This window comes from Paenibacillus sp. FSL H3-0329, assembly GCF_037963285.1.
GTDB classification, from domain to species: Bacteria; Bacillota; Bacilli; order Paenibacillales; family Paenibacillaceae; genus Paenibacillus_AQ; species Paenibacillus_AQ odorifer.
Map to the genome: position 1 here is coordinate 6,023,358 of NZ_CP150150.1, position 14,975 is coordinate 6,038,332.

The 14,975-nt window shown below is 46.4% G+C and carries 14 protein-coding genes; 3 read left to right on the plus strand and 11 right to left on the minus strand.

Annotated features, from left to right (window positions below; translation table 11 throughout):
• Positions 1–196: 196 nt before the first annotated feature.
• Positions 197–1,489 carry a homocysteine synthase gene (locus NSQ66_RS26585; RefSeq protein WP_076142211.1) on the minus strand — a complete coding sequence of 431 codons (1,293 nt, stop codon included), beginning with the start codon at positions 1,487–1,489 and terminating at the stop codon, positions 197–199.
• Positions 1,490–1,800: 311 nt separating this feature from the next.
• A complete protein-coding gene (gene deoC / locus NSQ66_RS26590) occupies positions 1,801–2,478 on the minus strand; it encodes a deoxyribose-phosphate aldolase (protein ID WP_076142212.1) in 678 nt (225 codons plus the stop codon).
• Between the two features lie 297 nt (positions 2,479–2,775).
• Between deoC and NSQ66_RS26595 the strand changes: the two genes are divergently transcribed.
• On the plus strand, positions 2,776–3,117 hold the full coding sequence (locus NSQ66_RS26595; protein ID WP_076099934.1) for a hypothetical protein: 342 nt from the start codon (positions 2,776–2,778) through the stop codon (positions 3,115–3,117).
• Positions 3,118–3,127: 10 nt separating this feature from the next.
• A complete protein-coding gene (locus tag NSQ66_RS26600) occupies positions 3,128–4,120 on the plus strand; it encodes a 3-oxoacyl-ACP synthase III family protein (RefSeq protein WP_076137015.1) in 993 nt (330 codons plus the stop codon).
• A 74-nt stretch (positions 4,121–4,194) separates the two neighbouring features.
• On the opposite strand, the gene NSQ66_RS26605 is transcribed toward NSQ66_RS26600, so the two are convergent.
• From NSQ66_RS26605 to NSQ66_RS26630, 6 genes are all read right to left on the minus strand, one after another.
• Positions 4,195–5,028 (minus strand): prohibitin family protein, encoded by an 834-nt coding sequence (locus NSQ66_RS26605; RefSeq protein ID WP_036680268.1) that lies wholly within the window; start codon positions 5,026–5,028, stop codon positions 4,195–4,197.
• A 105-nt stretch (positions 5,029–5,133) separates the two neighbouring features.
• A complete protein-coding gene (locus NSQ66_RS26610; RefSeq protein WP_076142213.1) occupies positions 5,134–5,907 on the minus strand; it encodes a hypothetical protein in 774 nt (257 codons plus the stop codon).
• A 192-nt stretch (positions 5,908–6,099) separates the two neighbouring features.
• The gene (locus tag NSQ66_RS26615; protein WP_038573362.1) at positions 6,100–7,098 is read right to left on the minus strand and encodes an LLM class flavin-dependent oxidoreductase; all 999 of its coding nucleotides are present in this window, start codon (positions 7,096–7,098) and stop codon (positions 6,100–6,102) included.
• A 21-nt stretch (positions 7,099–7,119) separates the two neighbouring features.
• The gene (locus NSQ66_RS26620; protein ID WP_036680276.1) at positions 7,120–7,602 is read right to left on the minus strand and encodes an Rrf2 family transcriptional regulator; all 483 of its coding nucleotides are present in this window, start codon (positions 7,600–7,602) and stop codon (positions 7,120–7,122) included.
• Between the two features lie 218 nt (positions 7,603–7,820).
• The gene (locus NSQ66_RS26625) at positions 7,821–9,200 is read right to left on the minus strand and encodes a SulP family inorganic anion transporter (protein WP_235219442.1); all 1,380 of its coding nucleotides are present in this window, start codon (positions 9,198–9,200) and stop codon (positions 7,821–7,823) included.
• A 261-nt stretch (positions 9,201–9,461) separates the two neighbouring features.
• Entirely contained in the window at positions 9,462–10,538 is a 1,077-nt protein-coding gene (locus NSQ66_RS26630; RefSeq protein WP_339279478.1) for a bifunctional 3-deoxy-7-phosphoheptulonate synthase/chorismate mutase, read from the minus strand.
• A gap of 628 nt (positions 10,539–11,166) precedes the next feature.
• Here NSQ66_RS26630 and NSQ66_RS26635 point away from each other — a divergent pair.
• Entirely contained in the window at positions 11,167–11,712 is a 546-nt protein-coding gene (locus NSQ66_RS26635) for a glutathione peroxidase (protein ID WP_076142214.1), read from the plus strand.
• 66 nt (positions 11,713–11,778) lie between these two features.
• On the opposite strand, the gene NSQ66_RS26640 is transcribed toward NSQ66_RS26635, so the two are convergent.
• The 3 genes from NSQ66_RS26640 to NSQ66_RS26650 form a co-directional block, all read right to left on the minus strand.
• Positions 11,779–12,120 carry a 4Fe-4S binding protein gene (locus NSQ66_RS26640; RefSeq protein WP_036680283.1) on the minus strand — a complete coding sequence of 114 codons (342 nt, stop codon included), beginning with the start codon at positions 12,118–12,120 and terminating at the stop codon, positions 11,779–11,781.
• Positions 12,117–13,727, minus strand: coding sequence for an FAD-binding protein (locus NSQ66_RS26645; RefSeq protein WP_076142215.1), 1,611 nt, complete (start codon positions 13,725–13,727; stop codon positions 12,117–12,119). The genes NSQ66_RS26640 and NSQ66_RS26645 overlap by 4 nt, the downstream gene beginning before the upstream one ends.
• 159 nt (positions 13,728–13,886) lie before the next feature.
• A complete protein-coding gene (locus NSQ66_RS26650) occupies positions 13,887–14,945 on the minus strand; it encodes an ABC transporter substrate-binding protein (RefSeq protein ID WP_051491116.1) in 1,059 nt (352 codons plus the stop codon).
• Positions 14,946–14,975: the final 30 nt, after the last annotated feature.

Below are 14,975 nucleotides of genomic sequence, written 5' to 3' on the forward strand. Positions count from 1 at the left end.
CCCTTTATCTTTGGATTGCTGCCGGTATGCCAAGCTATATAACATAAGCGACCGACATTTCATTACCTCACTTATAAATACGGGAGCCACACCTGAAATATGCAAGCGTTGCCAAATCCGATGAATATTCCAACTTTTTTAGGCAACAAAAAAAAGCATCACCGCAGAGCGGTAATGCTTTTCGAAATATAAACTTCTATTGTTGACTGGCTGCAATAGCTTGCTCCAGATCATAGATAATATCATCAATGGATTCCGTCCCGATCGACAAACGCAGCAATTCCGGCGTTACTCCGGCTGTGATTTGCTCTTCATCCGACAGTTGTGCATGTGTTGTGCTTGCTGGGTGGATGATCAATGACTTGGAATCACCGACATTCGCTAAATGAGAGAACAGCTTCACATTCTCAATCAATTTACGTCCCGCAGCACTTCCACCTTTAATACCGAAAGTTAGGATCGCTCCTTGGCCTTTAGGCAAATACTTTTGCGCTAATTCATGAGATGGATGCGTAGGAAGTCCCGAATAACTTACCCATTCCACATCGGAGTGTGCCTCCAAATATTGCGCTACCTTCAGCGCATTCTGGCTATGACGTTCCATCCGCAAATGAAGAGTCTCCAGACCTTGCAGCAGCATCCAAGAGTTGAACGGAGAAATCGCCGCCCCTAAATCGCGAAGCAATTGAACGCGGGCTTTAATAATATAAGCAATCGGGCCCACCGCTTCAGTATAAACCACTCCATGATAGCTTGGATCTGGCTCCGTAAGACCTGGGAATTTACCGCTTGCCTTCCAATCAAATTTACCACCGTCAACAATAATCCCACCAATGGATGTACCATGTCCACCGATGAATTTGGTTGCTGAATGGACAACAATGTCCGCGCCATGCTCAATCGGACGCAATAAATATGGACTTGGGAACGTATTGTCTACGATGAGAGGAATCCCATGTTCATGGGCAATCGCTGCAACTGCCGCAATATCCAGAACATTTCCCTGTGGGTTGCCGATTGTTTCTGCATACAAAGCTTTGGTCTTATCTGTAATCGCAGCACGGAAGTTCTCAGGATTATCCGAATCTACGAAATGAACCTTAATACCAAGCTTAGGCAGTGTTGTCGAGAAAAGATTATAAGTTCCGCCATACAGGCTTGCAGCAGATACAATTTCATCCCCAGCGCCCGCAATATTTAGAACGGAAAAGGAAATAGCCGCTGCCCCGGAAGCTGTAGCAAGCGCACCTGCCCCACCTTCAAGTGCCGCCACGCGCTGTTCAAATACATCCGTAGTTGGGTTCATCAGCCGAGTATAAATATTACCGAATTCTTTTAGCGCGAACAGATCCGCTGCATGATCAGCATCACGGAACCCGTAGGAAGTGGTCTGATAAAGCGGAACAGCACGTGAGAAAGTAGTTGGATCAATTTCCTGGCCTGCATGGACAGCCAAAGTTTCAAACGACAGCTTGCGATCTTCTGACATAGGTATTTCCTCCCCTATAATTAAGTATAGAAATGATTAACAATTTTGAATTGTACTCATTCTCTCACAAACCACATCATTTGAAAAGAAAAAAATCTCATTATTCCGGTGTGAATTATTGTACTTTGGTCAAATGCTTCTGCTAGTGTCCTCTACCTACTGGATAACGCTTTCAATATAAATTAATAAAAACCTCAACCTTATGTATAAAACACAATTCCTAATCAAACTGATCGGTTAATAGCTTGAATCAGGATAGCGGCGATTGAGCTTGTCCTCCTCACTCGCCGCTTCCGATTCAGCCCTTCGGCTTAGTAATTGCTTTGGCTTGTTTCGCCTTTAGCAATCGCTACACCACCACTAGTTCCAATACGGCTTGCACCTGCTTGTACCATTACATGTGCATCTTCTGCACTACGTACACCACCGGAAGCTTTTACACCGATATTAGGTCCAACTGTAGCACGCATAAGCGCAATATCTTCTTTCGTTGCCCCGCCTATAGAGAATCCAGTGGATGTTTTTACGTAATCTGCTCCAGCCTCAACAGATAGCTTGCAGGCACGAACTTTTTCTTCTTCCGTTAACAGACAAGCCTCAATGATGACTTTTGTCAGTGCTTTGCCACGCGCTGCATCTACAACGGCTGCAATATCACGTTTAACCAGCTCATCGTTGCCATCTTTTAATGCTCCGATATTGATGACCATGTCCACCTCGCCAGCACCTTTAGCGATAGCATCGGTAGTCTCGAATGCTTTGCTCTCTGTTGTCGATGATCCCAGCGGGAAGCCGATAACTGTACATACTTTAACCTCAGGCGTATCTTTCAGCACTTCATGGGCAGTAGCTACCCAAGCAGGGTTTACGCAGACAGAAGCAAACTTATAAGTTTTAGCTTCCTCCGCCAATTTAATAATGTCTTCTTTCCGTGCATCTGCTTTAAGAAGTGTATGATCAATAATCCCCGATAGTGTAATTTCGCTCATTTTTATTATTCCTCCATGATTTGGATAGTAGTTTTTTTCATCTCTGTAATCATACCAATAGAACTCTGCTTTGCAAAGCAAACAGGGTGAGCATGCCTACCTCAAACCTTAATTTGTGCAGATTTTATGGATTTTAAGTAGTTTATCATTCCCTAAATTATCTTTTTAAAAAAATAAAGGTTTAATCCCCTAAACTTTCCCAATTAAAAATACGATAATAGTCTTAGATAAATAGGTTTTTTTATCCTATTCATCAAAATTTTTCTTAGATAATACTTAGGAGGAGATTAATCAAAAATGGGAAACTTCAATTTCGCCACAAATGCTGCAGATCAAAAACTGAATGTACAAGTCGAAGGAACTATGTCGCCAGAAGATGCAGGACGTTTCATTAATGAGTACAACCAAATCATAAGTGCATTCGACCCGAAACAATATGAGATCATCCTAGATTGCAAGACATTGAATGTATCCTCAAAGGACACACTTCCCATGCTTGAGCAATGCTACATACTGTATAAACAATCCGGATTTAAAAAAGTAACCTTTATTATTGCCAAAAGCCCTGTCCTAAAAATGCAATTAAGCCGAGTGGCACGGGCAACGAAATTAGAAAATTACGAAATTATTGAAGCATAGGAGGCGCCACTTGGGACATATAGCGATTCGCCAAGCTGCTTATTACCACCCAGAGCATATCGTAGATAACGAATATTATCTGAAGCATTTTCAGAGTATGGGCAAGGACATCAAACGATTCCTAGAAGTCATGGGTCGCGACCGGAGATACATCGTAAAAGAACAGGGTGAAAATGCCCTGACGATGGGATTAAAGGCTGCCCAAAAAGTGCTTAGCGAAGCGAATTTGCAAGGTGAGGATATGGACATGATCATGTTCGCTTCACAGACGCCAGAGTACACCTATCCTACCAATGCACTTCTACTACACCGTATGCTTCAAGGTAAACACCGGACCATTACGCAGGATTCCAATGCTAACTGCGCAGGAATGGTATCTGCCGTGGAGCAGACAAGTCGTTATATGCAAGCCAATCCCAGCATCAGGTACGCACTCGTCGTAGGAAGCGACTACAGTTCAGTGAACTGCAATACAGATGATGAAATTACTTACCCTAACTTTGGGGACGCCGCAGCAGCAGTGATTCTGGAGCGCAGCAACGAGCATGCAGGCTTCATAGATTCCCTTTATTACACCGATTCTGAGGGCTCCGAGAATATTATGTTCCCGGCCTGCGGCCTGTCGAATATTTATCAAGAGGGTATGACCCCAGAGCAGATTCGGATACGGTGGACCCCTTTTGACGGTACTGTGTGTGTAGACGCAGCTATAGCGGATATGAAAGAGCTTCTCTCACGCAACGGTCTGACTACGGACGATATCTCTGCATTCTGTCTTTCACAATTCTCACTGAAAAATATCGAGCTCATCCAAATCGGACTCGGACTAACCGCAGAGAAGTTCATTTATGTAGGCGACGAGTTCGGCTATACAGCCACAAGCAGTCCTTTTATCGCCTTTCAACGCGGAGTCGAGGACGGACGAATCAAACGTGGCGATTATGTCTTCTTTTGGTCAGTTGGCGCTGGCTGGCAAATTCCTACGATGCTTTATCAATATTAATAGTATAAAAAGCCCTACTTCTATAGAAGTAGGGCTTTCCTATCAGAGGAAATAAATCAGAACCCAATAATGAATTATTTAGTCAGGGATTGAACATCCACAAAAGGTGTGGCTCCCCCTGTTACAGATGGCAGCACGCCGTTCCATTTTTCCAGCGCTTTCTCCTGAACCTCAATTTGCTTCAGCTGCACCAGCTCAGGTGTAACCTCTTGCTTCTTAAGTCTTAAAGATTCAGCCTCTGCTTGCGCCTGGGCGATTTTTTGCTTCGCTTCAATTTCAATCCGCCGGAGATCATTTTCGGCCTTCAATGCCTGCTGCTGGGCGACCTGCTTTGCTTCAATCGACTGGTTAAATGCCTCCGAGAATTTAAAGTTAACGATGTTAATATCGTTGACGATCAGGTCATATTTTGCCAGCCTAGCGGTTAAGTGCTCACTAATCTCACTCGACACTACATCACGACGCGTAATCAAATCCTCTGCTGGATATTTGGCTGTCACTTCTTTAACGATTTCTTGAATGGCCGGATTGATAATTACACTATCAAAATTACCTCCGATATTGTTCATCAGATTAAAGGCGGAAGCCTTATTTACGGAATAGTTCACCGCCACATGTGTGGACACGGGCTGAAGATCCTTTGAAGAGGCTGAAGTATCGGTCTCCGCCTTCGTTACCTGTGTATTGACCTGAATCACCGTTTGGATAAACGGAATTTTAAAATGAATGCCGGGTGACAATGTATTGTCATTTAATTTACCAAAGGTTTTGTACAAACCTACATGCCCATATTCCACTGATACGAAAGAATTCGCGCCAATCAACAATACAATGAGCACCGCTGCAATCCCGCTGACTATTTTTCCCGGGCGCAGCTGTTTCAATTTCGGATTCATTTGCATATTCATCCAATACCCCTCCTAGATTATGGATAATCATTCAAGCTTAACCGTCTATACGGAGGTTTGGGGTAAATGGTCGCAGGAAATATTTCAACAGCAGTGGTCATGGCGTTACCGCTCTGAGATCAGTCCTTCTACGGTCAACCGGAATCTTCTGCTCTGCTTGTCCCCGATATTAGAAGCTTCATATATTCCTTCATCCGTTAGCACCACGGAGTCTGCCTTTAAAGCATCATTAACGTATGTTACCTCAGCGTGATCAATATTCCAGCGATAAATATAGGCACTCATCGGACTTCCATGTGCGGCTACCCCTTCAAAAGATCCATCCTGATCAACATCCAGTTCTTTGGAATGTCCGGTATCTATTTGCAGCAAACCCGAGGGGTTACCGCTCTCGTCGATTAAATAATAGTTACTGAGCGAGTTATTTGCTCCTAGTCCTCCGGTGATTTTCAGCACCTTTTCGCTAAACAACCGCACTACTTCTACCTTGATATCCTCCGGTTGACGATAATTATAAGTTCCTATCGCCCCTAGACTGTATTGTCCTTTGGAAGTAGAAGTTCTGGCATACACATAGTCTTCGTCACTAGCCATCGTATACACACTCACTTTGACTCCTCCGAAATCATCCAGCTTCTTCTCTGCAATCAAAGTAGCGCCTGTGGGGGGAGCACTTAGTTGAGAGACTATGGGCATTGTATCCACCAGCCTCCACTCCAGCTTAATGAGGTTAGCAGCGGTGTCTGTTGGCTTCGGTCTTGCGGTGTGGTAGTAGTCACCCGATTGAAGGGGGGATGGGTCAACCTGATGTTGGCAACCTGCAAGCAGATTCATTAGAAGCAAGGCTGTCAGCGTAACGGATTTATGTAGAGGAAACATCCTTGATCACTTCCTATCCTCTTTTTAAAATTAAATCTTTCATTAATCATAGATGAAGTTAGGCATTCAAATGTTACTTTTAGGAGGCGGTAGGGTTAATTTATTGTCTTTTGAGGGGATGCGCCGATCCAAAAGCTAAATTAGCATACAAAAAACCCGCATCAAATGCGGGTTAAGGTTAGCTATCCAGAATCAAGAGCCTAGCAGTTCACGCGCCAGTAGTCGGTAAACCTCTAGCCGTTTCTCCTGCGAATGTGGGATGCTGCATATCATTGCTTCTTGGAATCCATATTGTGCTTGTTCTTCTTGCAAACGTACGGCGATGTCTTTAACCGCACCAACCAAATGAATCTTGCGCCCTTCCTTGATTGACATCCGGTCAATTTCCGATAACGAAATGTTCTGAGCTTCTTCTGGTGTCAGCACCTGAGTAATCCGGCCCTTACTCATCATCAACCGAAAAATATCCTGCGGTAACGCTTCATACTCAGCTTCTTCCTTCGTTTCTGCTGTGGTCACCATATAGGATACACTGATCTCTGGTTTGTCCATAAAGATAGAAGGCTGGTAGTTATTCCGGTAATGGTCCAAGATCTCATTACTCATCGCACCATTAAAAAATTGTGCGAAGGAGTATCCGACTCCCATTTGTGCAGCTTTTCGCGCACTATTGCCGCTCGAGCCTAACAACCATACTTCAGGGAGCGCCACCTTCGTTGGAGCAGCGAGATTTTTGGCATATAGCTCATCTTCCGGAATCTGATCACTAAGCAGTTGCATGGTAATGCCAAGCTTGTCATACATATTATGCAGCATTAACTCACGGCCTTCAGATAAAGCGTACATGGCGCTTGTATCGCCACCAGGAGCTCGTCCCACACCGAAATCAATTCTCCCCGGGGAAAAAGCACTTAACGTTTTAAATACTTCCGCCAGCTTAAGCGGAGAATAATGCATCATCATTACACCGCCGGTGCCGATTCGAATACGGTTGGTCTTGGCGGCTAAACGGGCAGCCGTTACTTCCGGAGCTGAGCTAGCAAAAGTATTTCCGCCATGGTGCTCTGCCATCCACATTCTGCTATATCCCAGCTCATCTGCTAAAATAGCCAGTTCTTCTGCTTTATTCAGGGCACCTTCCGCTGTGTTACCGCTTGTCACGGGTGCCTGATCCAATACGCTTAATCTCATGCGAATACATCCCTTCTTTGGTTAGATGACCATTTTATTGCTGACCCATTCCTCTAAGACTGCAATCTTATCTTTAAAGCGTTCAGCACGCATTTCCTCCGACAACGAAGCAATAGTCTCTCGCTTTAATACAGCTTTCCAAGAGGATTCAGCTTCTTCCATCAGATTCGTTAACAGGCAGCAGCTGTCTTCTTTTTCTAAATCCAACATGTCTACCAGAATCCCATTCGATGAATACAGCGACTGCTGGCCTTCCACCGCGAGGTAAACGTCATATACACGAATATCTTCAGGGCTTTTCTTTAATTTAAAACCGCCTTTAATGCCAGGAACAGACGTGATGATGTCTGCGGTTACCAGCTTTCTTAAAAGTTTCTGAAAATAGGTCGCCGATGCTCCGAGCTGCTGGCTAATCGCTTCCCCAGACAACACCGCCTTATCCGGCAGCATGTTGAGTAGAACCAGTGCATATACCGACTGTTCTACCCCTGTTTTCATATGCATGTACAGCACCTCGATTTACGTAAATAGCTTGATTCAAACTGTATATAATACCGTCCGCGTATAAAGCGGATAAACATTATCCACTTTATACTTTATATTATTTTAAACCCAAAGTAAAACCTTGCTGGCCTTTTCTTTCAGTTAATATCTGCTATAAAAAAAAGATCACGCATACAGCGCAATCTTTTTTGAGGGTATCTGTTATTTTTTTGTATATCCTACTGTAATGATAATCCCACCCGCTGAACCAGCTGTGAGCTCTGGTCATTAAGTCCGGTAATGGTGACTTTTTTGCCATGCTCGGCGTATTTGCTCATCGTCTTCGCTATGGCATGGACAGCGGATTGGTCCCACACATGGGAGTGTGAAAAATCGATAATAATATGATCCGGATCGCTATCGTAGGCGAATTCATGAATGAAGTGGCTTGTCGTGCCGAAGAACAGCTGGCCGGAAACCGCATATGTCTTGGAAGAGGTTGCTTCCTGAACAGTTAGGCGGATCGAAGCTATTTTCCAAGCAAACGTTAAAGCACTTAGCAGAACCCCAAACAAAACCCCAATAGAAAGGTTATCTGTAGCCACCACGGTGACCACCGTCACAATCATAACCAGCGCATCGCTTAGCGGAACACGGGTTAAAGTTTTGAGTGAGCCCCATTCAAAGGTACTGATACAGACCATTATCATTACGCCGACGAGCGCGCCCATCGGGATCTGCTTCACTACATCGCCAAGTACGATAATTAGGAACAATAAAAAGATTCCTGACACAAACGTGGACAGACGCGTGCGTCCTCCTGACTTCATGTTAACCATCGACTGGCCAATCATCGCACAGCCTGCCATCCCTCCGAAAAAACCAGTAACTACATTCGCAAGCCCCTGTCCCTTCGCCTCTCTGTTCTTATCACTACCTGTGCCCGTAATATCGTCTATTAAGGTGGCAGTCATCAGGGATTCCAATAGCCCAACTACGGCCAGTGAAAGTGAATATGGCAAAATAATAAGCAGAGTATCCAGCGTGAACGGGATTTGCGGGAGATGGAATAGTGGCAAAGTTGCTGTAATATTCCCCATATCGCCTACGGTTCTTACGTCCAGATGAAGAGCGATGCTAAGAACAGAAACGATAACGATCGCTACAAGTGCTGAAGGTACGGCTTTGGTAAACCGAGGAACCATGTAGATAATAAGCAAGGTCAGAGCTACCAGTCCGTACATCACCCAGCCTTGTCCTTTAAAATGGGTAAGCTGTGCCATAAAAATCAGTATCGCCAGCGCGTTGACAAACCCTGTCATGACCGGCTGTGGCAAAAACGTGATAAACCGCCCCAGCTTTAGCATCCCCATCAATATCTGAAACACACCAGCCAGTACAGTTGCCGCGAACAGATACTCTATTCCGTGTTCTAGTACGAGACTTCCGACTAACAGAGCCATAGCTCCCGTAGCCGCCGAGATCATTCCGGGTCTGCCTCCGGCAAGTGCCGTTACAATCGCAATACAAAAAGAGGCATATAAACCAACCATCGGACTTACTCCCGCCAGGATCGAAAAAGCGATCGCTTCAGGAATCAGCGCAACGGCTACGGTCATCCCCGATAAAATATCGGTTCGAGTGTTAGAAAACCACCCATTATTTAAGGTAAGCTGCTTCAAAATCTATTTTCCTCCTGTGACTATTAAAATGTGTGGATCTTTTGTCAGAAAAGACCCGGGGCCGGTGCAACGCTAATGTTGCTTATTGTACTCGACCCACCTTAACCTTCACAAAAAGATTAGTTAGACTTGTAAGCGCTTATACACCTCATTTTCTAGCGAATCCTTAAAATATCATGCAAATTCTATATTTCTAGATTACCGGTACAATCCGGAAGCTTTCACTTCATTAAAGAAGGTGTTGAATTCATCAATGTTCAGCTGCTGAGCGGCATCAGACAATGCGGTTGCAGGATCAGGATGCACTTCCACCATAATGCCGTCAGCTCCAGCTGCGAGTGCGGCTTTCGCACATGGAATAAGGATGTCTTTGCGGCCTGTCGAGTGAGTTACATCAACCAATACTGGCAAATGGCATTCCTGTTTGAGAATTGGCACTGCTGAGATATCAAGCGTGTTGCGGGTCGCTTTTTCATAGGTGCGAATTCCACGTTCAATCAGCATGATCTGTGTGTTTCCACGAGACATGATGTATTCCGCTGCATGGATGAATTCATCGAGTGTGGCAGCCAATCCACGTTTCAGCAGCACCGGCTTGTCGACTTCTCCGACCGCTTTTAGCAGCTCGAAATTATGCATATTACGTGCACCGATCTGGATGATATCCACATAATCAAGCGACTCTTCAATATGTCTTGGATCTACAATTTCGCTGATGGTCAGCAGTCCATATTCATTTGCTGCTTCTCGTAATATTCTTAAACCGTCCATTCCCAGCCCTTGGAAATCATAAGGTGAAGTCCGAGGCTTGAAGGCACCGCCACGCATTACACGTACTCCGGCTTTTTGCAGGGCGGCAGCTACGGTGCGAGTCTGCAGTTCACTTTCCACGGAGCAAGGACCGGCTACCATCAGTGAAGAAGCACCGCCAACCGTTACATCTCCCGGCAGAACAATCACTGTATCCTCTTTGTGGCTCTTGCGGGCTACCAGTAAAGTTTTTTTATGATCATCTGTTTGTAAGTCCAGAGAAGCTGAGAAAATTTGTTTGAAGAGGCTACGGATCGTCCCGTTAGTGAAAGGGCCTTTGTTGCTCGCTACGAGCTTATCCAGCATCTGTTTTTCCCGTTCCGGATCAAATTTAGGGACACCTTGTTTTTCTTTAACTACTCCAATCTCCTGAACAATCTTAGCCCGCTCGGAGATCAGCTCCAGCAATTGCCCATTAATTTCATCCAGACGACCTCTAAGAACATCCAATTCCACCTTACTCATTACCCTTCCACTCCCTCTTTTTGTTATAATTTGGAACGCAAAAAGGCCCCCCGTCGCAAGGGACGAGGAGCCGTGGTACCACCCTTATTTAGAATTAACCCGAATACTAGCACAAAGGAATAGAATCTCATGTTCCCCTGACTAAGAATTAATTCTGTCTTTCACCCGGTAACGCGGGGCGCGTGCCTCCCTACTCATACCTGCCACAACCTGTGACAAACTACTTCAGGGGCCGACTCGGAAGTGAACTTCGGCATTAATCGTCTCATGAGGGTGCTCTCAGTCTCCGGCACGCCTTCCCTGTTAAGATCCGCTATAATGCTTACTCTCTTCGTCATAGTCCTTATCTATGTCAGCGCGGCTTTTGCGCTGGTTTCTGCTATCTTAATCAAAAAACGTTCCCGATGCAAGATAATAATGGAACGCAGAGTAGCTTTAACGCAATAAATTTTTTTGACTGATCCATACCCATTATCTATCCTATTCCAACCTGGCAATTACGGTTCCAATTCCTTCAAGCTGTATTGTTTGACAGCGATAATTGAATTGTTTACAATTTAATTATTATAAATATTTCCTGTTCTTTTTCAAAAAGCATAGATAACTTAACTGAAGGGATGTAGCAGCCATGAGCATTTATCAATATTCAGCACGCAGTATTCGGGGAAAAGATATCGAGCTAGAGCAATACAAAGGTAAAGTACTACTGATAGTGAACACAGCAAGTAAGTGCGGATTTACCCACCAATATTCAGATCTGCAAAAGCTTTATGAGCGGTACGAGGAACGTGGCCTCCAAATTCTCGGCTTTCCTTCCAATCAATTCGGAGAGCAAGAACCCGGCAGCAATGAAGAGGTTAATGTATTTTGCCAAATTAATTACGGGGTAACCTTCCCACTCTTTGAAAAGGTTGACGTAAAAGGCGAAGCTAAACACCCTCTTTTCACCTACCTAACAGAACAGGCTGGATTTGAAGGGTTCGATATCAACCATTCTTCAGGAAAGCTGCTGCAAAGCATGCTTGAAGACAAAGATCCAGAGGTTCTGAACAATGACGAAATCAAGTGGAACTTCACTAAATTCCTGATTGATCGCGAAGGCAATGTTGTCACTAGATTCGAATCTACGGTGGACCCGCTGGATATTGAACCAGCTATCGAAGCCCTGCTGTAAGTTTCTAATATATGAAAAATCCGCCTAGCTTTCGGGCGGATTTTTTGGGTTTAAGCCTCTGCTTATTCATGTACGGTACTGCTCGGTAAACACTTCAAAATAAGGAGTCGTATCCCTCTCCGCCATCGAGCCATTCGCACCTGGTCCCCAGCCGATTTCAGCACGCCAGCTTCCCAACGCGCCTGACTGGATTAACGCCTCCTCATTTACACCGATCAGCTGATCCGCCTGTGGTGCCACGTATAAAGCATCTACAGGACAATAAGCTTCACACATGAAACAGGTCTGGCAATCTTCCTGACGGGCAATGACCGGAATCTTCCCCTGCATTTCGAATACGTTCGTCGGACATACTTTCGTACACAGCTTACAACCAACACAACGCTCCAAGCTGATTAATTCGATCATATCGCTTGCCCCTCCTTCAGCGCATTCAGTTCATGAGCATGGGGCACAGCCTCTGTACTGATGCTTATATGTTGAATACCGGATAAGATTAGCCGGTGAGTCTGGCGCGGATCAAGCTCCGGATATTCCGCTAGCTTTTGCAGTCCGCGGGTCTCTTTCCGGGCGAGTGCCGCGGTGTACATCCACCTGCCGACCGCGAGCATAGCCGCGGCTTCACGCGATTGCACGATGCCCTGAACGCTGGCAGGAGCCTGCCCGTTCAAATAGGGCATCAAGGCATTCAGCCGCTTCAAGGCTGAAGAAATGCCTAGCTCGCTGCGGAAATAATTGATCTGCAGCGGCAAGATTTCACGCTGGATTGCCGCGATTAGCGGCTTCACCTCCAGCGTTTCCGAGGCATCGGCGCCAGCCTCCAGCCCGTAGCGTCCCGCCGCGGTCAGCTTGCGGCTGTTCGCCTGTCCTCGGCAGGACAGCGCATGCTGCGCGGCTCCCTGTCCAGCCCAGCTTCCACTGCACATGGCCCAGGAAGCGTTATAAGCCCCGCCTCCGGAGATGGCGCCGGTCACTTTCTCGCGAGATGCGGCATCTCCGGCCGCATAGAGTCCGGGCACTGTCGTCTGGCAATCCGTGCCGCTCAAGCGCAGACCCCCAGTGCCGCGCATCGTGCCCTCATAGCGCAGGGTGAGCGGGAATTTCTGCTTAAACGCATCAATTCCCGCCCGCTCCAGCGGCATAAAGAAAATCGGATGCGCTTTGCGCAGAAAATCCTGTTTCTCCGCGGTGTCTGCCAGATCCAGCGAAGCGTAAACCGGACCCTTCAGCATCAGCTCAGGAATGCTGCCAAAGGTCCGGTCCCCTCTATGCAACGGATGACCGTCCGCATCATAAAGGGTGGCCCAAGCCAGCATGCGGCCACGTGTTACGGTTCCGTCCGCAAAGCTTGGCGCGTATTGGCGGCTGAATTCCATGCCCGAAAGATCAGCTCCCACCTCTGCGGACATCAACAATCCTTCCCCTGTCAGCACGTTGCAACCAAGGCCTTTGCTGAGAAAAGCACAGCCTCCGGTAGCCATCACAACGGCATTAGCCTTCACTTCCCATGACTCTCCTGTCAGGCGGTTGATCCCACGCGCTCCACCAACACCGTGTTCATCGTGAAGAAGTTCCAGCGCTGGTGACTGATCAAGAATTGTGACCCCTGCTTTGCGCACAACTTTTCGCATAATCCGCATATATTCTGGTCCATGGAGATGGGTACGCAGTGAGTTTCCTTCTTCATCCTTCGGAAACGGATACCCCCACTGCTCCACTTGAGCCAGGTTCTGCTCTACCTGATCCAGCACCCGGTGAATCCAAGCATTCTCCGATAAATATCCGCCGGCCTTAAGTCTGGCCTGCACTGCCTGCTCCCGCAGCTCGGCAATGGGAGGGATCACGAGCAACGTTGTTCCACCCGGTGCAGTTGCGCCACTTGTGCCCAAGTAGCCCTTATCCGCCAGGACTACCTTTGCACCTTGCGAGGCTGCACTCCATGCCGACCACGCCCCAGCAGGACCTCCGCCAAGCACGAGGACATCCACTTTCATTTCCTTCTTAAGCTGCGACATCTTTTTTCCTCCTACACCATTAGCTGAGTTAGTTGAACATAAAAATCACTAAAGGGAGGAGTGGCGGAGAGGCGGCCGAAAGTCCAAACATTCACCGCAGTCACTCAATTACCTTTATAGAAGAATCTTAAGTTCAATTAAAGCAGCCTTTAAGCAACTTTATTTCAACTGCCAATCGCTAATATTGAAGTCTTTTTTCGCTAACTTCTCTTCGACGAGGAAGTTTTTGGTACCTTCCAGCAGCTTTGTTCCTTCATCAGTGAACGCAGTATCCTTGATATCACTAATCGGATTCACTTGCTTCGCCAGCTCAGGCGTTGTATCTCCGATTTCAGCCAGAAATTGATAATACTCATCCTCATGCTGCTTCAAGTCTGCCAAGGCCTTCTCTCTAGCTTCGTTCCATGCCTTCGGAAAATCAGGGAATTTCGCCAGATAATCCTCAGACACAACTGTTGCGCTAGAACCAAGCAGGTTCGGGTGCTTCGAGGCATCATCCAAGTGAGTGTATCCTTGGTCAATCAGCTTCAGCGCAGGAACGCCTAGATTTGTTGTAGCATCTACATCTCCACGGGCTAAAGCTGCGGTAGCATCAGGAATGAGCATATGCACGAGTTTGTAGTCGGTTACTCCTTCTTCCTGTAGTAATCCAACAACATAGCGGTGCATGAAGGAGCCCTTTTGAATTGCGATAGTCTTACCTTGCAAATCTTTCACCGTCTTGGGCCCATCCTTCTTGCCGATCAAATAACCGATCGTGTTCGCGGAAGATTGTGAAATCAGACGGGTCTTGGCTCCAGAAGCGTAGGCAATAATAGCAGGTGTATCTCCAAGGCTGCCGATATCCAGCCGACCACTAATCAAGGATTCTGTCTGATCCGGACCGTTTGGAAAGCCAGTAAGCTTCACTTCAGTAATGCCGTATTTCTTCAACTCTTCTTGAATAATCCCTTTATAAAAGCCCCAACCCTCTGCGCCGCCAGGCACATTCAATTTGTTGGAACCGATAAACCCAAAGTTCAATACCGCTGGAACATTGCTCGTGGCCTCTTCTCCCGCCTTCTCCGTATTTGATCCCCCGGAGGCAGATGCTCCATTGCCACCCGTATTATTTCCGCAAGCCTGAAGCACCAGCATGGCCATCATAATTGTAGTTAAAAGTGCAAACCGAATCTTCCTTGAACGTTTCCCTTGAATCTCTCTGTACGCTTGTTTCATTGTTTCTCCCCCTAGGTTTATGCTATTTAT

Excerpts from the sequence above, each read along its gene's own strand:
- NSQ66_RS26615 (WP_038573362.1), bottom strand. The coding sequence starts at position 7,098 with ATGAGATTAAGCGTATTGGATCAGGCACCCGTGACAAGCGGTAACACA.
- NSQ66_RS26620 (WP_036680276.1), bottom strand. The coding sequence starts at position 7,602 with ATGCATATGAAAACAGGGGTAGAACAGTCGGTATATGCACTGGTTCTA.
- NSQ66_RS26630 (WP_339279478.1), bottom strand. The coding sequence starts at position 10,538 with ATGAGTAAGGTGGAATTGGATGTTCTTAGAGGTCGTCTGGATGAAATT.
- NSQ66_RS26640 (WP_036680283.1), bottom strand. The coding sequence starts at position 12,120 with ATGATCGAATTAATCAGCTTGGAGCGTTGTGTTGGTTGTAAGCTGTGT.
- deoC (WP_076142212.1), bottom strand. The coding sequence starts at position 2,478 with ATGAGCGAAATTACACTATCGGGGATTATTGATCATACACTTCTTAAA.
- NSQ66_RS26585 (WP_076142211.1), bottom strand. The coding sequence starts at position 1,489 with ATGTCAGAAGATCGCAAGCTGTCGTTTGAAACTTTGGCTGTCCATGCA.
- NSQ66_RS26610 (WP_076142213.1), bottom strand. The coding sequence starts at position 5,907 with ATGTTTCCTCTACATAAATCCGTTACGCTGACAGCCTTGCTTCTAATG.
- NSQ66_RS26605 (WP_036680268.1), bottom strand. The coding sequence starts at position 5,028 with ATGAATATGCAAATGAATCCGAAATTGAAACAGCTGCGCCCGGGAAAA.
- NSQ66_RS26595 (WP_076099934.1), top strand. The coding sequence starts at position 2,776 with ATGGGAAACTTCAATTTCGCCACAAATGCTGCAGATCAAAAACTGAAT.
- NSQ66_RS26650 (WP_051491116.1), bottom strand. The coding sequence starts at position 14,945 with ATGAAACAAGCGTACAGAGAGATTCAAGGGAAACGTTCAAGGAAGATT.
- NSQ66_RS26635 (WP_076142214.1), top strand. The coding sequence starts at position 11,167 with ATGAGCATTTATCAATATTCAGCACGCAGTATTCGGGGAAAAGATATC.
- NSQ66_RS26645 (WP_076142215.1), bottom strand. The coding sequence starts at position 13,727 with ATGTCGCAGCTTAAGAAGGAAATGAAAGTGGATGTCCTCGTGCTTGGC.
- NSQ66_RS26625 (WP_235219442.1), bottom strand. The coding sequence starts at position 9,200 with ATGACCGTAGCCGTTGCGCTGATTCCTGAAGCGATCGCTTTTTCGATC.